At 57.6% G+C, this 19,687-nt stretch carries 16 protein-coding genes; 8 read left to right on the forward strand and 8 right to left on the reverse strand.

From position 1 onward, the window contains the following. From N3J91_04745 to cimA, 6 genes are all read right to left on the reverse strand, one after another. Nucleotides 1-888: a DUF58 domain-containing protein gene (locus N3J91_04745; GenBank protein ID MCX8155747.1), complete on the reverse strand. Its 888-nt coding sequence runs from the start codon at nt 886-888 to the stop codon at nt 1-3. Nucleotides 889-904: 16 nt separating this feature from the next. Next, nucleotides 905-1,921, reverse strand: coding sequence for a MoxR family ATPase (locus N3J91_04750; protein ID MCX8155748.1), 1,017 nt, complete (start codon nt 1,919-1,921; stop codon nt 905-907). A 347-nt stretch (nt 1,922-2,268) separates the two neighbouring features. Beyond that, nucleotides 2,269-4,941, reverse strand: coding sequence for a valine--tRNA ligase (locus tag N3J91_04755; GenBank protein MCX8155749.1), 2,673 nt, complete (start codon nt 4,939-4,941; stop codon nt 2,269-2,271). Nucleotides 4,942-5,031: 90 nt separating this feature from the next. Beyond that, a complete protein-coding gene (locus N3J91_04760) occupies nt 5,032-5,466 on the reverse strand; it encodes a PIN domain-containing protein (protein MCX8155750.1) in 435 nt (144 codons plus the stop codon). Beyond that, on the reverse strand, nt 5,459-5,920 hold the full coding sequence (locus N3J91_04765) for a hypothetical protein (GenBank protein ID MCX8155751.1): 462 nt from the start codon (nt 5,918-5,920) through the stop codon (nt 5,459-5,461). The genes N3J91_04760 and N3J91_04765 overlap by 8 nt, the downstream gene beginning before the upstream one ends. Before the next feature lie 36 nt (nt 5,921-5,956). Continuing rightward, complete coding sequence (gene cimA / locus N3J91_04770) at nt 5,957-7,525, reverse strand: citramalate synthase (protein MCX8155752.1); 1,569 nt, start codon at nt 7,523-7,525, stop codon at nt 5,957-5,959. 265 nt (nt 7,526-7,790) lie between these two features. Here cimA and N3J91_04775 point away from each other — a divergent pair, with 265 nt between their 5' ends. Next, a complete protein-coding gene (locus tag N3J91_04775; GenBank protein MCX8155753.1) occupies nt 7,791-8,726 on the forward strand; it encodes a cation diffusion facilitator family transporter in 936 nt (311 codons plus the stop codon). 4 nt (nt 8,727-8,730) lie between these two features. Here N3J91_04775 and N3J91_04780 read toward each other — a convergent pair whose 3' ends face one another. Then, nucleotides 8,731-9,507 (reverse strand): carbon-nitrogen family hydrolase, encoded by a 777-nt coding sequence (locus N3J91_04780; GenBank protein MCX8155754.1) that lies wholly within the window; start codon nt 9,505-9,507, stop codon nt 8,731-8,733. Between the two features lie 107 nt (nt 9,508-9,614). Between N3J91_04780 and N3J91_04785 the strand changes: the two genes are divergently transcribed. Further along, nucleotides 9,615-11,486: an O-antigen ligase family protein gene (locus N3J91_04785; protein MCX8155755.1), complete on the forward strand. Its 1,872-nt coding sequence runs from the start codon at nt 9,615-9,617 to the stop codon at nt 11,484-11,486. A 47-nt stretch (nt 11,487-11,533) separates the two neighbouring features. Beyond that, a complete protein-coding gene (hrpB, locus tag N3J91_04790; protein ID MCX8155756.1) occupies nt 11,534-14,068 on the forward strand; it encodes an ATP-dependent helicase HrpB in 2,535 nt (844 codons plus the stop codon). Nucleotides 14,069-14,072: 4 nt separating this feature from the next. Here the strand turns inward: hrpB and N3J91_04795 are convergent, their stop codons facing one another. Further along, nucleotides 14,073-15,038, reverse strand: coding sequence for an AEC family transporter (locus tag N3J91_04795; protein MCX8155757.1), 966 nt, complete (start codon nt 15,036-15,038; stop codon nt 14,073-14,075). 245 nt (nt 15,039-15,283) lie between these two features. On the opposite strand from N3J91_04795, the gene N3J91_04800 reads away from it, so the two are divergent. The 5 genes from N3J91_04800 (at nt 15,284) to N3J91_04820 (ending at nt 19,510) form a co-directional block, all read left to right on the forward strand. Beyond that, complete coding sequence (locus N3J91_04800; protein MCX8155758.1) at nt 15,284-16,129, forward strand: mechanosensitive ion channel family protein; 846 nt, start codon at nt 15,284-15,286, stop codon at nt 16,127-16,129. A gap of 78 nt (nt 16,130-16,207) precedes the next feature. Next, nucleotides 16,208-16,819, forward strand: coding sequence for a sigma-70 family RNA polymerase sigma factor (locus N3J91_04805; GenBank protein MCX8155759.1), 612 nt, complete (start codon nt 16,208-16,210; stop codon nt 16,817-16,819). A 68-nt stretch (nt 16,820-16,887) separates the two neighbouring features. Then, entirely contained in the window at nt 16,888-17,409 is a 522-nt protein-coding gene (locus N3J91_04810) for a hypothetical protein (protein MCX8155760.1), read from the forward strand. A 3-nt stretch (nt 17,410-17,412) separates the two neighbouring features. Further along, entirely contained in the window at nt 17,413-18,354 is a 942-nt protein-coding gene (locus tag N3J91_04815; protein MCX8155761.1) for a DUF3106 domain-containing protein, read from the forward strand. A 211-nt stretch (nt 18,355-18,565) separates the two neighbouring features. After that, the gene (locus N3J91_04820; GenBank protein ID MCX8155762.1) at nt 18,566-19,510 is read left to right on the forward strand and encodes a hypothetical protein; all 945 of its coding nucleotides are present in this window, start codon (nt 18,566-18,568) and stop codon (nt 19,508-19,510) included. The last annotated feature ends 177 nt before the right edge of the window (nt 19,511-19,687 follow it).

A 19,687-nucleotide genomic window follows, 5' to 3' on the forward strand; every position in this document is an offset into this window, starting at 1 on the left:
CTACAGGGCGTTGCGTTTTTCGAGGTAGGCCATCAGGGCGAAATCCAGCGGCTGATCCGTGCGAAAGAGGTGATAATCGGCTTCGAGTTTAATGCATTCACCGCGCAATTCGTCGCAGTAGCGATGCAAGCGCTCAAGGTATTTCTGGCGGAAAGCCTCTGCGTGGACGGGTTTTTCTTCCGCGGTTTCGCTGTCCTGCAGCAAAAGGGCGCCGCGATAGGGAAAATCCAGCTCCTCAGGAGAGAGGAGGTGCATGACGATGGTTTCCTGCTGCTGGGCATGGAGTTGGCGCAGCAGCTCGAAGGCAGTGTGGCCAGCGGCAAAGAAGTCGGAAATGATTACGGCCACTCCGCGACGGCGAAGGCTTTGCACAATTCCCAGAAGATCCGGGCCGATCAGGGTGGGGCCGCCTGCCTGCAATTGGGCCAGGACCTGAAAGATTTCTTCCGCATGAAAGCGCGCGGCCTTGGGTGGCACGGCCTGGCTGGCTTGAGCCGAGAAGAGGGCCAGACCGGGGGCGTCGTGCTGATGAGTCATCAGGTAGGCCAGGACGGCTGCCAGCATGCGGCCATAGAGAAATTTGTTGGCATCGCCCTGGCCAAAGTCCATGGAGGCGCTGGTATCGAGAAAGATCTGACAGGTGAGGTTGGTATCGTCCTCGAATTGTTTAACGTAATATTTGTCGCAGCGGGCCCAGAGTTTCCAGTCGATGTAGCTGGGGTCGTCCCCGGTGGCGTAGGGGCGGTAGGCGGAGAACTCTGTGCTGTAACCCAAAAAGGGGCTGCGATGCAACCCTTCCAGAAAGCCCTCCACCACAGTGCGGGCCAGCAGTGACAAATCGTCAATGGCAGCCAGGGCGTTTGGGTTGAGGGCGAAGGTGGACGGCATAATCGCAGGCGGCAAATTATGGTTTTACGTCGGCGAGCAGTTTTTCAATCAATTCAGGGACAGAAACTTTCTGGGCTCGGGCATTAAAATTGATCAAGATGCGATGACTGAGCACCTGACGGGCGACGGAGCGGACGCCTTCATAATCAGCGCAAAGTTTGCCAGAGACCGCCGCCCGGGCTTTGGCCCCCAGGATGAGGTACTGGGATGCGCGGGGACTGGCGCCCCAACGGACGAATTCTTTGATGTATTTAGGGGCGGCAGGGTCATCGGGGCGGGTGCGGGAGACCAGACGGACGGCGTATCGCACCACCTCCGTGGAGGCGGGGACGGCCCGGATTAGTTTTTGAATCTCCAGGACTTCCGCCGCATTGAGCACTGGCTTGAGATCGGGGATGGCTGTGCCCGTGGTGTTCAACACCACTTGTTCCTCTTCCTCGTTGGAAGGGTAGCGGGTGATAATATTAAACATGAAACGATCGGCCTGGGCTTCGGGTAGAACGTACGTGCCCTCCATTTCGATGGGGTTTTGGGTGGCGAAAACGTGAAAGGGTTGGGGCAGGGGATAGGTGGTGTTGCCCACAGTAACTTCCCGTTCCTGCATCACCTGAAGCATGGCGGCCTGAGTTTTGGGAGGGGTGCGATTGATTTCATCGGCCAGAATGAGGTTGGCAAAGATGGGGCCTTTGAGGAATTCGACTTTGCGGCGGCCGGTTTCAGGGTCGTCCTGAATGATGTCGGTGCCGGTGATATCGGCCGGCATGAGATCCGGAGTGAATTGGATGCGGCTGAAGGACATATCCAGAACACGCCCCAAGGAGCGCACCAGCAATGTTTTGGCGAGGCCGGGCACACCCATGACGAGAGAATGGCCGCCGCAGAAAATTGTTAGGAGGACGTTGTCAATTACCTCCCGCTGGCCGACAATCACCTTGCCCAATTCGTCCATTAAAGCCTTGCGCCGGGCCGTTAAACGTTCAATGGCTTCGACGGTTATGCGTTGGTCTGCATCGGCCATCAGGGACGTGCTCATGTGTGTTTATGCAAGTTGATTAGTGCCATAAAATGCCGCTCCCTGAGGGGAAGGGCAAGCATGGACGGTCTCTATTCAATAGACACCACGTAGCGGGCAGCTATTCAAAGAGGCCTGAAGATCGAGCCGTTAATTTGCGATCTGCCACCGGCGTTTGGCCAGCCAGGGGGATGTTCAACGGGACAACAGGGCGCGGCAGACTTATACGGCGGCAACAAGCCCATCTCCCTTCTCAGGACCACGCACAGGCAGCTCGAGACTCACTCCATTGCGGGTTCCGGCCGACGGAGGATAAAAGCGGCAAAGCCGGTGAGAATATGCAGATTCAATAGGCCGAACTGCTTGGACTAGGTGGTCAAGGCCTGAATCGCATCCGCGGCTTTTTGCTTTTTAGCTTCCCATTCGGCCAGACGACGTTGCTGCTCCGCCAGGATATGAGGCGGCACTTTCTGGGTGAATTGAGGATTGTGGAGCTTCTCCAAGATCTTATCAATTTCCCGTTGGATTTTATCCAACTCTTTTTGGAGGCGGGCTTTTTCCGCTTCGACATCCACCGCGCCGGCCAAAAGCAGATACAGGTCGCCCAGCGGAGTGCGCGCCGAAGGGGTGCCTTTGGGAGGTTGATATGCGGGTTGGACGAGAAATTCCTGGGCGTTCAATAGCAGCTTAATGACCACCGCCTCTTCCGCGGGGATTTCAGTTTCGGGTTTCAGGACAAACTGGACTTTTTTTGCAGGGGCGATATTGGCTTCGCGCTTGAGGTTGCGGCCCTGACGTACCAGTTCGTATTTGTTTTCCGTAAAGGCGGCCAGCTCGGGACGCAGTCGGTAATGCTCCTTAAAATCTTCATCCAACGGTTTGGGCCACGGGGCAAACATGATGGTTTTGCCGCCCTGCCGGTCAGGCATGTCGGCATTAAAGCCCATGCCATGCCACAGTTCTTCGGTGATGAACGGCAGAAACGGATGAAACAGGCGGAGGGCATGGGAAAGAACGAAGTCAATGACAGCCAGGGTATTGGCCTTGCGCGCCTGGTCTGCGCCTTGCAGCACGGCTTTGCTGGCTTCGATGTACCAATCGCAGTATTCGTTCCAGAAGAAACGATATAAGACGTTGGCGGCTTCATTGAAATGATACTCTTCGAGAGCGGTACTGACTTCGCGAATGGCTGCGTCAAGGCGCAGTAAAATCCAGATGTCATCAGAGGAAAGCAGGGCGGGATTGATCTCTGCTTCAGATTCACCTCCCTGCATTTGCCGGAAGCGACAGGCGTTCCACAGCTTGTTGCAAAAGTTACGGCCCAGTTCCACGTCTTTTTCATCAAAAAGAACATCCTGGCCGAGTGGAGCACCGCGCATGGTGCCAAAGCGCAGGGCATCAGCGCCGTATTTGGCAATCAACTCCAACGGCTCGGGGGAATTGCCCAGGCTTTTACTCATCTTGCGGCCCAGCTTGTCGCGGATGATGCCGGTGAAATAGACGTTGCGGAAGGGCATTTCGCCCATGAATTCGTAACCGGCCATGATCATGCGCGCCACCCAGAAAAAGATGATGTCGGGGCCGGTAACGAGGTCCGTGGTGGGATAAAACTTTTTCAGCGTGTCGGTATTATCCGGCCAGCCCATGGTTGCAAAGGGCCAGAGCCAGGAACTAAACCAGGTATCCAACACATCGGGGTCCTGGTTCCAGTTTTCGGGATCAGGCGGGGGCTGGATGTCACAGTAGATTTCAGGTTTCGACTTGTGATACCACACGGGCACGCGATGCCCCCACCACAACTGGCGGCTGATGCACCAGTCCTTTAGATTGCGCATCCAGTGGGTGTAGGTTTTAACCCAGCGGCTGGGATGGAATTGCAGTCGGCCTTCCTCCACCACCCTGAGTGAAGGCTCCACGCTGGGATATTTCAAGAACCACTGCTCGCTCAGGTAAGGTTCAATGGGCACATGACTGCGTTGACTATAGCCCACATTGTGGACGTAATCCTCTGTTTTAACCAACAGTCCCAAACCTGTGAGTTCCTCGATAACGGCCTGGCGGGCTTCCATGCGGTCCATGCCGGCAAAATCGTCGCCTGCTGCGTCAGTCATGACGCCGTCGGGGCCGATGACCACCGTAAAAGGCAGGTGGTGGCGTACCGCCATTTCATAGTCCGCCGGATCATGGGCGGGTGTGACTTTAACACACCCCGTGCCGAATTTTGGATCCACCAATTCATCGGTGATGACCGGGATGGACTTGTTTTGCAGCGGCAGAAGCAGTCTTTTGCCATGCAAATGGCGGTAGCGCTCATCCTCAGGATGGACCGCCACGGCTTCGTCGCCCAACATGGTTTCGGGACGGGTGGTGGCCACCACGACATGGGCGTCCGCTTTGGGGTTACCTGACTCATCCAGTACGGGATATTTGATATGCCAGAGATGTCCCTTTTCCTCGATCCATTCCACCTCCTCGTCAGACAAGGCCGTCCGCGCGGCCGGGTCCCAGTTCACCATGCGCTTGCCGCGGTAGATCAAACCTTTGCGGTACAACTCGACAAAAACCTTCTGAACACATTTGGAATACTCGGAATCCATGGTGAATCGCTCGCGCGTCCAGTCGCACGAGCACCCCAGTTTTTTGAGCTGCTCAATGATGATGCCCCCGTGCTTCTCCTTCCACGCCCAGACATATTCGAGGAATTTTTCGCGGCCCAGATCATCGCGGTGCTTCATGATGCCCTGTTTGCGCAGGTTTTTCTCCACCACGGCCTGGGTGGCAATGCCGGCGTGGTCAGTGCCGGGCAGCCAAAGCACTTCCTTGCCTTGCATGCGAGCGCGCCGGCTCAGGATATCTTGAATGGTATTATTCAGGACGTGCCCCATGTGCAGCACTCCCGTCACATTGGGCGGCGGAATGACGATGGAATACGCTGGCTTGGAGGAATTCGGATTGGCTGTAAAACAGCCTTGGGACATCCAGTACTGATACCATTTGCCTTCAACGGCTTGAGGTTCGTAGGCTTTAGGAATTTCAGACATAGGAATTGAGTAAAAAGCTTATTTGCATCGGCCACGTGCTTGTGATGATTATCGTCACTCCGCAGTGATTACGGCAGGCTGGATGTTAATTCAGTCCTCTTCCAAATATGATTGCGGAGGGCCGATGATGCCAAAGCCGCCGATTTGTCGAAAATGTTTGTCAAAAGTGGCCGCACGCTCCAAACCCAGGCGGCGCATCAATGCAAACGACACGGCGTCGCAATAACTAAAACTTTTGTCGGCATACCTGCGTAAAAGACGGCGGGCTTCCTGTTCGTCCTCGGCCAGTACGGGTTCCCAGCGCATTACCGGGTTTTTCTCTGCATCATCAAGGATCTGCAGGCGCATTTTGAGCGAGCGGGAAAAATAGGCGTAAGTCTCGGCCAGAATAAAACTGGTGAATACAAACCCCTGACGCATGCTTAAAAGCTGCCGCGTCATGGCGACGGCCTGGCTGTGTGCAGGCTCGCGCATGTCTCTTAAAGCAATCCAAAAGGAGGCGTCCAAAAAAACCCAATTATTCATTCTTTACTCCCAGGCTTTGATCGTAAGCTTTACGGCTTTTTTCGTTTTCGTAGTAGTCCTCAGGCAAAGGAGGGGCTGGCACCCATTGCCCACCCCTTTTAACGTGTCGCTTGGGCGTGCCGTAGATGTAATGATCGTGATTAATCACGCCATCTTCAGGACCCACAAAACTCGCGTCGGCCGGTGGCGCCAGCAAGGGGTTTTTGGACCATGCCTCTTCCGGCAGATTCATCCTTTCGTCAATCAACGAGCGAATGACGGCTGCCATGGGAACCCCCCGGCGCGCGGCTTCTGCCTGCAGGAAACGGTGCTCACTCGCGCTCAGGTAGATCTGAGTGCGAATCATCGGACCGGTGTTTTCCTCAATCCACGGGGTGGATTGAGGAAGGGCATCCTGCAACTGTGCAGGTTCCGTGGCGCACTGTTTATGACTGCGATGCTTTTTTGTTTTCATGCGCCTAATATACATCGCAACATCTATATGTCAATATTATTTTTGAATTTTTTGCAGCGCGTATTCCATGCTGTCCACCAAGGCTTGAAGCGAAGCGGTGATGATGTTTTCACTGACCCCCACAGTTCCCCACTCTTTATGGCCATCGGAGGAAGTGATTAAGACGCGGGTTTTGGCCGCAGTGCCGGCGGCGGTGTTGATAATACGCACCTTGTAATCCACCAAGGTGACTTTCTCCAAGTGCGGGAAAAACTTCACCAAGGCCTGACGCAATGCGCCATCCAAGGCATTCACCGGCCCGTCTCCCTCGGCAACGGTATGGGCGATCCGGTCCTTGACCCGTACTTTGATCGTAGCCTCACAAGTTGATTGACCGTTTTGGCCGCGAATTGACACGTGGTAGCCCTCCACATGGAAGGGCAGGGAGGTCTGCTGCAAATGCTTGCGGATGAGCAAAGCCAGCGAGGCCTCGGCGGCCTCAAATTCATACCCCTCGCTCTCCAGTCTTTTGATTTCATTCAGAACGGCCTTTAGTTCTGCAGTGTCGGGAGTGACCTTGAATCCCAGCTCCCGGGCTTTCCAATAGATATTCGAGCGGCCGGACAAATCACTGACCAACACCTTGCGGGTATTTCCCACAGATTCCGGCGCAATGTGCTCGTAACTCTGGGCCACCCGCTCCACAGCATGCACGTGCATACCGCCTTTGTGCGCAAACGCTGTGGCACCCACCCAAGGCTGACGCGGATCCGGCCGCACATTGGCGATTTCATCCACAAACAGCGAAAGCTCGCGTAACTTCGGCAGCGAAGCTGGAGGCACGCAGACCATTCCCATTTTGAAGTGCAGGGTGGGGATGACGCTGGTCAGATTACAATTACCCGTACGCTCACCGTAGCCATTGATGGTGCCCTGTACCTGGGTGGCTCCGGCTTCGACAGCGGCAATTGCATTGGCCACCCCAAAACCACAATCGTTATGCGTATGAATGCCAATTGGCACCGTAAGGCGGCCTTTGGCAATCTCAGTAATGCGCTTGATTTCGGATGGCAGACAGCCGCCGTTGGTATCGCACAATATGACACAATCGGCACCGGCTTTCTCGGCGGCCTGCCAAGTCGCAAGCGCATACTCCGGCTCGTTTTTATAGCCGTCAAAAGAGTGCTCAGCATCATAAAAGACCGTTTTCCCATGGTCCTTGAAGAAACGAATGGTGTCGGCGATCATGGCCAGATTTTCGTCCGGCGTGGCACGCAGCACCTCCGTTACGTGCAACAGCCAGGTTTTGCCCACAATCGTGACCACGGGGGTTTCCGCTTCCAACAGTTGAATCATCAACTCATCGCGTTCTACGGGCATCCCTTTGCGCCGGGTCATGCTAAAGGCGGCGATTTTGGCATTTTTGTATTTGCGTCGGGCCGCCTGCTGAAAAAACTCCATGTCCTTGGGGTTGCTGCCGGGCCAGCCCCCCTCAATATACTGAATGCCGAAGGCGTCCAACCGCTCCGCGATCCTCAGCTTGTCTGCCGCGGACAAATTGATGCCTTCGCCCTGCGTGCCGTCCCGCAGGGTGGTGTCGTAGATTTCCACTGCCGGTTTTTTCATAACAGAGATTCGGTGCGGCATCCGCTTCGTCTTGACCTGCTTAGACCAGACACGACATGCCGCAACAAGAGCTTAAAGCCTATCACCCGGCCAAACGGCTGGCAAATCTGTAATTGCCAGGAGAGCCCTCCCGAACTCATGGTAAGAAATACGGAATGCAGAGTTGCCTACCTCATCCCATCTGTTATGCTGGGCCATCGCGAGCACGACAGTGGTTGCAACTACGCAAAAGCCGAGAGATGCAAACAGCTTCACCGAGGCCAGATTGACTCGTTATGCCTGGTTGTCCATTGGCGCAGCAGGAGTAACCATTGGACTGAAGACCAGCGCTTTTTTCATCACTGGCTCCATCGGTTTGCTATCTGATGCCCTGGAATCACTGGTTAATTTAGCGGGTGCAATCATGGCCTTGATCGTGCTGGCCATTGCCGCCCGCCCCCCCGATGAAGACCATGCCTACGGTCATGGCAAAGCAGAGTATTTTTCCAGCGGGGCTGAAGGTACGATGATTGTGGTGGCGGCGGTCAGCATCGCGGCAGCGGCGCTCAACCGCCTGCTATTTCCACAGCCCTTGCAAGACCTTGGCCTGGGCTTGGTCATCAGCGTGGTGGCCTCGGGAATTAACCTGGCCGTGGCCCTCGTCCTGGGCCGGGCTGGGCGCACCCATCGTTCCATTACCCTCGAGGCCAATGCCAGTCATCTGATGACTGACGTTTGGACCTCGGTGGCCGTCTTGGTGGGGGTGGGCGCAGTGGGACTGAGCGGCTGGCAATGGTTAGACCCAGTGATCGCCATGGCCATGGCCATCAACATCATGCGCACAGGCTGGTTGATTGTACGGCGTTCCATCCTTGGCCTCATGGACACCGCCCTGCCCGCTGAAGATCAAAAACTGATTCAAGAAGTGCTGGCTCCTTACCGCGAGCGTGGCCTCCAATTCCATGCCTTGCGCACGCGACAATCCGGCGCCCGGCAGTTTGTTTCCATGCATGTCTTGGTGCCCGGAACCTGGACGGTGCAGCAGGGGCATGACTGGCTGGAAAAATTGGAGGCCGATTTAAGGGCACGTCTGCCCGCCGCCACCGTGTTCACACACCTGGAACCCATTGAAGATCCCTGCTCCTGGGAGGATACCCACCTTGAGCGGACCTCGACCACAGCAAACTCGACCGCCGAGGCGCCGCCGGCGCCCTCGATTTGAGCTTTTAGCCTGCCTGGCCCCCCTGCATGTCAGCCAGAACGGGGAAATTCCGGCGATAAGCAAGCAGGGTTTCCAAGTCGAGTTGCAGGTCCAGCACCGTTTCCCTATCACCGGCCTGCGCCAACACCTCACCGCGCGGGCCGACCACCAAAGAACCGCCGCCATAGGCTAATTGGGGAGATTGGCCACAGCGGTTGACACCTACAACAAAAGCCTGGTTTTCGATTGCCCGCGCGCGCAGAAGAATGTGCCAGTGCTCCAGCCGCTCCAAAGGCCAGTTGGCAATGACGACAAACAACTGGACGTCTTCACGAACGGCGCGGCGAAACAGCTCGGGGAAACGCAGGTCGTAACAAACAAGGGGCACCCAGCGCCATGCGCCTGTGGCCACCACGGCATGATGCACGCCGCACTCGTAATGTTGCCCCTCGCCACCGGGGTTAAAGGTGCGTTGCTTGGCATAACGCGCGACTAGCCCGCCCCGGTCGTTGAAAACGACTGCCTCGTTGCGGCCTTTGCCATCTTTGCCGGGCGAAACCTTGCCCCCCACAATGGTACACTGCAAAGTGCGAGCCAGCTCGCTAAGGAATTGCTCCGTGGGGCCGGACTCCGGTTCGGCAACCAGCTCGACCCGCATGGAAAAGCCCGTGGCAAACATCTCGGGCAAAACCACCAAGGCCCCCGGGCAGGGGCTAGCCCGGTGCAACAACTGCCGTACCTTGTCAAAATTGGCTGCTTGGTTTTCCCAAGCAATATCATATTGCAAGGCAATGACGCGCATGGGCACAGCATAAGACCACATCAGGTTAACCGGCAAAACGAAAACTGGTCCGGATTCTGCATAATCCGCGTGACGCCGATGGAGGCTTGCGCTAGCTTGACCAAAAGATGCAAGTGGACACTCAACGCATAGATGGAGTGCTGGAAAAAGTGTGTCTAGCGCTTCTGTGTCTCATTTTGGTCTATTCCACCCTGGCTTTTGGCGCGGTGCGGGCCACGGAATTTGCCGTGGTGACCGGCCTGGTGCTGCTGGCCCTGGCGGTCTGGCTGGTGCGCCTATGGCTTTCCCCAGTGCCCCGGCTCCTGTGGCCTCCCGTGTGTTGGCTGGTATTGCTATTCACTGGTTACACGCTGGTGCGTGCTCATTACGCCACGGTTCAATTTGAGGCTTGGGAAGAAGCCCTGCGGGTGGGGGTATTTGCCGTCTTCTTCCTCTGGGTTCTCAACAATCTTTACCGGCAGGAGGCGAGCCGTTGGGTCACGTTGTGCCTGAGTCTGCTGGCGGTGGGCATCTCCCTTTATGCCATTGTGCAATTCGTCACGGGCGACACCATGGTTTGGCACTTGTTCAAACCGGCCCAATATGCCCAGCGCGGGAGCGGCACCTTTGCCTATCCGAATCACCTCGCGGGCTACCTGACGCTGCTTCTGCCCCTGGCAATCACCTTCACTTTGGCGGGCAGACTTAACTACCCCACGCGCATCATCACGGGATATGCCGCGCTAATCATGGTGGGGGGCATCGCTGTCACCCTGTCCCGAGGAGGCTGGGTCGCGGCTTTCATCACCCTGGTGCTGCTGGCCGCCATGCTGTTTGCCCTGCGCCAATACCGCATTCCCGCTTTAATCATTTTGGTCGTTGTTTTTGTGGCCGGAATCTGGTTTTACGGTCAGGCCCAGGAAAAAATTAAGAAGCGGGTGGCTGCGGCGTTTGTTCGTGGTCATGACCGTGACCCAAGATGGCGCCTCTGGGAAGCCGGATTCCAGTTGTGGCAGGACAGCCCCTACTGGGGCCATGGCCCGGCCCATTTTGACCTGGTCTATCCCAAATACCGTCAACCGGTGAACCATACCCAGCTCCGGCCCAATTTTGCCCTCAACGAATATGTTAACACGCTGGTGGACTACGGGGCGGTTGGTTATGGCATTCTCACTCTGGCCGTGGCCTTTGGGCTGGGAGGGGGCTGGCGCGCGTGGCGCGCCTTGAGTCATTCCACCCACCAGGAAGAATTGCGGGGGGGCAAACGAGCCTTTCTCATGGGAGCTGGTATTGGCTGGATTGGATTATTGCTCGCCTGTGTTACTGATTTTCACTTTCACCTGCCGGCCATTGCTCTCACGGCTTTTGCCCTGTTGGCGCTTATGTGCGGACATTTGCGCTTCGCCACCGAACGCTATTGGATCACCTTAAGCCGGCCCACACTCGTGCTTTTCAGTCTGTTCGTCGTCATGGCGGGAGGTTTTCTCGGTGTTCGCGCCTGGCGCAGTGCCGAGCATGCCTATTGGCAACGGCGGGCAGACCAGGCGGAAACCGGCACAGAACAACTGGCTGCCTTGCATCGCGCCTGGGAAAGCCAGCCATCGAGCCATTGGGTGGCTCACCAAATTGGCGAATATCATCGCCGCAAGAGCTGGAAGCAGGAGGGCGACTACGTGAAGCAGGCGCGCATCGCGATGGAATGGTTTCAGCGAACCATAGAATTAAACCCGCTGGATTCCTATGCCTTGATTCGTTTGGGCATGTGCCATGATTGGCTGGGTGAACATGAAAAAGCCGAACCTTATTTTCTGCGAGCGGTGGAGCTGGATCCGAATAATTATTACACCCTGGCCAACATGGGATGGCACTATTTTCAACGCCGTCAATATCGCCGATCCAAGGTCTGGTTTGCGGCTTCCATCCGCCTGAACTGGTGGGACAACCCGACAGCTTATACCTACTATCGCGCGGCGGAGCGATACTGGGATGAGAAACCTTGATCGAGCGAATGTAAGGATCACCACGGCTGGCAGCGGTGTTTCTGCGCATGGCTGAACGTTTGCCCATCTACGACCTCGAGGCGGAGATTCTCCGCCGCCTGCGGGAGCATCACCGACTGATTGTGCAGGCCCCCACCGGCTCCGGCAAATCCACCCAGGTTCCCCAAATGTTGCTCCAACAAGGCTTGTTGGGCGATGGGCAAGCCGTCGTTTTGCAGCCCCGCCGGCTGGCGGCTCGATTGCTGGCGGCACGAGTGGCCGCTGAAATGGGGGTCCCCCTGGGCCGTGAGGTGGGGTACAGCATTCGTTTTGAAAATGTCACCTCGGCGGCCACCCGCATTCGTTACGTTACGGAAGGCATCCTTTTGCGGCAGATGGTGGAAGACCCTGAACTCAGAGGGATTAATGCCATTCTTTTTGATGAATTTCATGAACGCCATCTCTACGGCGACATCACTCTGGCCCGGGCACTCACCTTGCAGGAACAACTGCGGCCTGACTTGAAACTCCTGGTCATGTCGGCCACGTTGGACACACGCTTGTTGTACGACTACCTGCAGCCCTGTGCCGTGGTGACTTCGGCCGGAAGAATGTTTCCCGTAGATATCGAGTATTTGCCTGCCAGAAGCGGGGGCGGGCAAGCCGTATGGGATCTGGCGGCAGAAGCGCTGGCCAGAGCTTTGCGGCAGGGGGGGGAAGGGGACGTGCTGGTTTTCATGCCGGGCGCCTTCGAGATTCAACAAACCTTGGAAACTGTGCGCCAACTGCCGGAGGCGCGCGGCATGGTTTTGTTGCCGCTTCACGGAGAATTACCCCCCCACGCGCAGGACGCCGCTGTAGCCCGTTATGCGCAGCGCAAGATTGTCGTCGCCACCAATGTGGCGGAGACCTCGCTGACGATTGACGGGGTACGCCTGGTCATTGACAGCGGACTGGCGCGTATACCGCGCTACGATCCGAATCGCGGAATTAACACGCTCTTCATCGAGAAAATCAGCCGGGCTTCTGCCGAACAACGCGCAGGCCGGGCCGGGCGCACGGCCCCAGGCCGGTGCCTGCGCTTGTGGAGTGCCCAGGAACATTGGGAACGACCCGCCCAAGAAACCCCGGAAGTCAAGCGCCTGGAACTTTCCGAGGTGGTGCTTACCCTGAAAGCCGCCGGAGTGGAGGATTTGCAGTCCTTCAAATGGCTTGAGCCCCCTCCTGCTGAAGCGCTCGCACATGCAGTAGAACTGCTCACTGACCTGGGCGCGTTGGATACGACAGGCCGTTTGACAACGCTGGGGCGCAAAATGTTAGCCTTCCCTGTCCATCCCCGATACGCACGGCTGCTCCTGGCGGCGGCGGACTATCACTGCGTCCCCCAAGCTGCTTTAATGGCCGCACTCACCCAGGGTCGGGACTTGCTGGCCCGGCGGCTGGACCGCGTTTCCAGCCAGAATCGCGACGATCTGCTGGGTGAAAAGGCCGAGTCCGACTTTTTCCTGCTCATGCGGGCATGGAACTACGCCGTGCGAAACGACTTTCGCCCCGAGGCCTGTCATCGCGTCGGTGTAAACCCGCAGGCGGCCAGACAGGTGGGGCCGCTGCAGGAGCAGTTTCTGCGCATCGCCGCACGGGAGGGTTTGCCCGTGCAAGCGGAAAGGGTTTCCGACGAAGCCTTGTGCAAATGTTTGCTGGCAGCTTTTGCCGACCGCGTGGCCCGGCGGGTGGACATGGGCACGCTGCGGTGTGAACTGGTGCATGGGCGCAAGGGCATTCTGGCCCGGGATAGCGTGGTGCATCACAGCCCATTGTTGGTGGCGGCGGAAATCAGGGAGGTGGAGGCGGCGGACAAAACCATACAAACGCTGCTTTCCCTGGCCACGGCGATCAAACCAGAATGGCTCCAGGAACTTTTTCCCGGCGATATACAAGAAAAGCAGCGACTTTACTACGATCCTGCCGATCGGCGGGTGTATGCTGAAGCTTGTGTCATGTTTCGTGATTTACCGCTTGCAACCCGCAAAGTGGAACCTCCGCCGCCGGAGGCTGCGGCACCGCTTCTGGCGGCCGAGGTTGCCGCGGGGCGCCTGACATTAAAACAATGGGATCACGAGGTGGAACAGTGGATTCTCCGCCTCAACTTTCTCGCCCGCGTTTGTCCCGAACTGGGACTACCGCCGCTCGAGGAACAAGACCGACTCCACCTGATCGAACAGGTTTGTCACGGGGCTTTTACCTATAAAGACATCAAAGACCGGCCAGTAAAGCCTGTGGTGCAATCCTGGCTCTCGCCGGCGCAACAGGACCTTTTGAATCGTCACGCGCCCGAACGGGTGGACCTGGGCAACGGGCGACGTCCCAAAGTCGTATATGCCGAAAACCAGCCCCCCTACATCGCGGCCCGTATTCAAGAACTTTTTGGCTTGGACAAAACACCGCGCATTGCCCTGGGCAAAGTCACACTGACCGTACACATCCTCGCCCCCAACATGCGCCCCGTACAAATAACCCAGGATTTGGCCGGCTTTTGGCGGGAGCATTACCCGCGCATCAAACAGGAACTGCAACGCAAGTACCCCAAACACGAGTGGCGCTGAACGATCAGCTAAAAATCCAGAAGACCAGGGGCAGCACCAGAACCAGGTAGAGGACGGTGTTGGCCACAAATAACGCAGAGGCTTCTTCTGGTTTCAAGCGAAACATGTTGGCCACGGCCACTGAAGTAATGGCCGTCGGCACGAATCCCTGGACCACGTAAACCTTCCAGCGCAATCCCTCCAACGGCCACGGCAAAGCGTGGGTGGCCCACGCCAGCCCCATGGCTGTGAGCGCCCCCAACCCGAATCGCACCAGTGCCGTTCCCACAATCATCCGGCGCAACGGCGCCAGGCGGGACAACCGCAGCCGCAAACCGATGCCAAAAAATGCCAGTGGCGTGATGGTGTACACCAGGGCGTCCACAACATGCCAGCGCGAGATGAAGGCAGGCCGTTCCACCCCCCAAGAAGACAACGCAATGGCCAGCAACACGACCGGCAGTCCAAGGGAACGCCAGTCAAACAGGCTTTTGCGAAACAACTCCGTCAGCGAGCCTTGCGGATATTCTTCCGCATGATGGCGTGCCAGCGGATAGAGCACCAATACCGCCATGGCCATGAAAAGAAGAATATAGATATTGGACAGCCCCATGGCTTCTTCCCCGTAAAGCAGATACAACACAAACGCGCCACCCGTGAAGCCATTGTTGCCCACCCCGGCAATCAACGCAAACAGACCCCGCTCCGCCCGGTTTGCAGTAAACCACCGCGCAATTCCGAGACTGAGAAATGTCATTATCAGCATGTGCAAAACCGCCCACACTGGCAAAATGGCGTCCGCCGGCTTTAAGGTGGTACCCCAGACCGTCAGAAAACCCACACTGGAATATCCGAAAACCGCCACCCAGGTCATGATGCGTTCACTGGCGGTCTCGGCCAGCCAGCCGCGCCGGCGAATGAGATAACCCGCCACCGTGGACAACACGATGACACCCGCAGAAATGATGAATTTCTGAACCACCGGCGACATGCCCAAGTCCCTAATAACGGGCGCCCACACTAAAAGTTGTCGGTATCTGTGGCAAGCTGGAAGACCGGCCACTTGCTGCATAAAGTTGCTTAGAGGCGGCTTTTTGACAGGCCCCGCTACTCACCTTTACCCCCTTCCCAGATGACTGCCCTCCTGCCGCGGGCAATTTGTCATTGCCGAAGAGGCTGTCCCAAGGAATGCTGGTGTCGTAACCATGCGTTTAATCCCGCAAAATTAACCATCTTATGCCTGACAACACTCTTCATCAAACGGCCAGCGCTCTCATTACGGCGCAGGAAACCCTGGTTAAATTCTTCGTTGAATACGGATTCAAGCTGTTGGGGGCGCTGCTAATCCTCATTGCCGGCGTGGTGCTCGCGCGGTACATCGGCAAGTTTGTGCAGGAGCGGCTGGCCAAAATTGACATTGAGCCCCCTATTAAACTGCTGCTGGTGCGGGTGGCGCGTTTGCTGGTCATTGGCTTCACCCTGTTGATTGCCGTGCAGAATCTTGGAGTCAACATTATGCCGCTCATCGCCGGTATGGGGGTGGTGGGCGTAGGCATCGGGCTGGCCATGCAGGGCGTGCTCTCCAACGCCATGGCCGGTCTGACCATCATCTTCACCAAACCCTATCGCGTTGGCGACTACATCGCCATCCACGATGTCGAGGGCGAAGTGGTTGCCATCGAGTTGTTCACCACCACCCTGGCGCATCCCGACCTTTCCCGCATCCGTGTGCCCAACCGCAAAATCGTGGGCGAAATTCTGCACAATTTCGGCGCCCTGCGACAGTTGGACATGAATGTGGGCGTGGCCTACTCGACGGATTTGGACAAGGCCCTGACCATCATCCGCGAGGTGCTGGCCGCCGACCCCGTCGTGCTTAAAGAGCCGCAGCCCATCATTGGCGTGAACACCCTGGCTGATTCCTCGATTGTCATTGCCATCAAGCCCTGGACCAGTGTCAAAGCCTGGCCGGTAGCCCACGCCCGGATTTATCAAGAAATTGTGGACCGATTTCGTGCCCGAGGTGTAAGCATACCGTTCCCTCAACGCGAAGTCCGCATCCTCCATCCCACGGCAGCGTGACGGACAAATTCGGCGAAGCCGGGCAGGCCACGAGCAAAACTTGTCGGGCCGGCCTCGGTTTGGTTAGTCTGGACGGGCATGGCGGCCAATTCGGATCCCGATTCACTGCTGATGCTGCGCGTCCGCAAGGGCGACCGGCAGGCCTTTGCCGAATTGGTGGAAAAGTACAAACAACCGCTAGTCAACTATATTGCGAGGACCATCCAGGACCCCGTCGAGGCAGAGGACCTGGCCCAGACGGTTTTTGTGCAGGTGTACAAGGCCGCGCACCGATTCCGCGCCCAGGCACGCTTCGCGCCCTGGCTTTTCAGCATCGCGCGCAACGCCTGTCTGAATGAATTACGCCGTCGTTCGCGACACCCAACGGCTTCGTTGGAAGAGGTGCACGCCCCGGACGAAGAAGCGGCGCCTCGGCCCCTGCCAGATCAGCAAACACCCCCCCCGTCCCAGCAAGTCTTGCGCGCGGAACTGGAGACCAAAGTGGCGGAGGCCCTGCGGGATTTGCCGGAAAATCAGCGCACCGCCATTTTGTTGTACCAGCAGCAACAGATGTCCTACGAGGAAATCGCTCAGGTGATGGGGTGTTCCTTAGTGGCGGTCAAATCGTTGATTTTCCGGGGGCGGGAAGTGCTAAAGGCGCGGCTGAAGGCCTATCTGGCCTCCGGGGCGTGGGAACCCCGCGGGCGTTAGCAGAACACCTGTGTGGGCCGCACAACTTTTGGCCTCGGACGGTGTAATAACCCATGGGACGTGGAGCCATGAACGACGCTGAATTTGAACGTTGGCAGGAAGCGGCGCGCCGCGGTCAACTGACCGGGGACGAAATCGCGGCACTTGCCCGGCAGCACGGATGGACTCCGGAGCAATGTGCCGAACTGCTCCTTGAAGTGCAGTTGAGCCGGGCGCTGGCTGAGCTGCCTGCGCCAATGGTTTCCAGCAATTTTACCCATCGAGTTTTGGAGGCTGTGGAAGCCAAACCGGCCTCGTCCCACTTCATGTGGCGCGAATGGCTGGCCCGGTATTGGCCCCGGCTGGCCGTGCCGGCGACGGCGACGGCTCTGGCCATTTACCTGGGCATGGCGCACCATCAAAACACCGTTCGCCGGGCGCAAGTGGCCGCCTCAGTGCATGCCGTGGCCACGCTGGTTTCGGCTCCCGCCTCGGCCGCTGAACGCCTGGATTTGGACGTGTGGGATAATTTTGACGTTATTTTGCGCATGGGCACTGTGGCCGCAGACACTGAACTGTTGCGGTTGCTCGATCAGTCGCAATCCCGTTGAACCATGAAGCGCGTTGCCTGGTTAATGCTGGCGTTGACCGCGGTGGTCTGGGCGGCGGGCCCCCCCATGGCTCCCGAGGGAACGCAGCCCCCCTTGCCGCCGCTCGGGGCGCCTCCCATGCAAGTCTTCCGCGATTTGTTGAACACCAATGCCACCGGGCGGGAAGCCTTCTTAAGCCATCGCTCGGCGGAACAACGGCGCTTAATCGAACAAAAGCTCGCGGAGTATGAAGGGATGCCTCCCACCCAGCGGGAACTGCGGCTGACCCTCACAGATTTGCGGCATTATCTGATGATTTTTCTGCACCTGCCCGAACAGTGGCGTGGCTTTTATCTGGCCCAGTTACCCGAGGGTTATCGGCCACTGGTGATGGAACGGCTTAGAACTTGGGACCGTCTGGATGAAACTACCCGGCGCGAGTTGCTGCAAAACGAAGACTTGCTGGCCTACCTGGTCCGATTGGAAAGCGTGCCTCCCGTGCCGGAGGGGTTGTTCCTTCATCAACTGCCGGCCGAACGCCGACAAGCCATCGAGGCGGCCATGCAAATCTGGCGGCAAACCACGCCCCAACACCAACAGGCCATGCTTCAGCGCTTCAAACAATTCTTTCATCTTTCCGAGGCGGAGCAGCGCCAAGTCCTGAGCACTTTGCCGGCCGAGCAACGGCATACGCCGGAAAAATTGTTAGCCGCCTTATCCCGCCTGCCACCTGAGCAGCGTGAGAAATACACAGCGGCCTTAAACCGCTTTCTTAGCCTTGGGCCAGTGGAGCGGGAGCAGTTCTTGCGAAATGCCCTGACCTGGCAGAGCTTAAGCCCCGAGCAGCGCCAAATGGTTCGCGAAATGGTCAGCAAAGTGCCCCCGCTTCCACCTTTGCCCCCCGGACTCCTGCAAAGCACCGGGCCGAGCCTTGGGGGAAACCCGGCATCAGCGCCCCAGCGTTAACGTTAACAGCCCTTGATTGATTCCGGCGTTTGCCGTGTTCAGTTGCTGGAGGGGGTGGGTTTTTCGGGAAAAACAAGGCTCTAGCGGGTTGGGTCGCAATAAATAGCCCTTAAATGCCCCCAAAATGGCACAAAAAAATCAATAAAAAGCCATTGACTTTCAAGCACTTGTAGGCTATGTATAGGCTCAAATTGTGGCAGCACATACTCTTATGAACAAGTGGCCTAAGCTCTTCTTGGTGGGAGTTGGTGGCGCGGTGTTGTCGGTGGTGGGCTTTAATCTTCTCCCCGTACGCAACGATCATCTGCCATCGGGCACTCCATTGGCTGAGATCAGCCGTGTGGCAGCGACCGAAATACCGGCAGTGGCAGCAAGTTTGGTGCGCCAGGCGCCGGCAGAAAGCCGTACTGTGGTGGCCCGCCAAGTACTCGAAGCAGTGCAGGCTTTGGAGCGCCCCTGTGCGCTTCCCTATGTGGTGGCAGAGATGACCAAAGCTGAGCCTGCGGTGGCCCCGCAAGCCGTGGCCACCGCCGCCGAGTTGCAGCCAGCCGAATCACTGGCTGCCGTGCAGGCCGCTGTGGCTGCCGCGCCCCAATTAACGGGCGATATTCTGTTTGAATTTTCCCAAAAAATGCCGGGATTGTCTTTTGCCGCGGCCCAGGCTGCAGCCACCGTGGCGGCTGATCAGGCTCTGGTTGCGGTGCGGGCGGTGGGTCGAGCCCTGCCCGGCTTTGCCCCTCACGTGGAAAGGGCGGTGCAAAACCAGGCGTCCGCCGGCAAAATTGATGTCACCACGGTTTTGAAGCAGGCCCAGGAAATGGCTGCCGTGGCAGCCCAGGAAGAAAAACGAAAAGAGGCAGAACGTGCGGTAACCACGGCCATGGCCCAGCAACCTGTGGCCAGCCCGGTACGCACGTTACCCGATGGCAAAGTCGAACTGCAAAACCTGGGCAACTATGCTGCGAGTGAACTGGCGCGCGCAAATCAGTCCACCGCCAAACCCGCCCAGCCCTCGCTCGCCGTGGCCTCGGCCTCGGCAGCTTTCAAGGCGCCGGCCAAGGCGGTTTCTCCGGCAAGTTTGAAAGTGCCCAGTCCGGAGCAGGTGAAATCGCAGGTGGACGATTTGGTCAGGCCCAACAACTATAATCGGCCTTGAACAGGCTATGGTGGGCGATGGCCATCTCTCACCTGAAACAAGTTCATGGCGGGGCCGGCGCCGGTTTCCGTTTTTTTCCTGTTCTGGCCTCTGCCAAGCTGCGCTGCACGGGTACTGAGCATTTGCAACGGAGGGGCGCCGCGGACGGAAAACGATGCCGCAGCGGTCAGTGGCCGG

The organism is Verrucomicrobiia bacterium (assembly GCA_026414565.1).
In the GTDB taxonomy this organism is placed as follows: Bacteria; Verrucomicrobiota; Verrucomicrobiia; order Limisphaerales; family Fontisphaeraceae; genus Fontisphaera.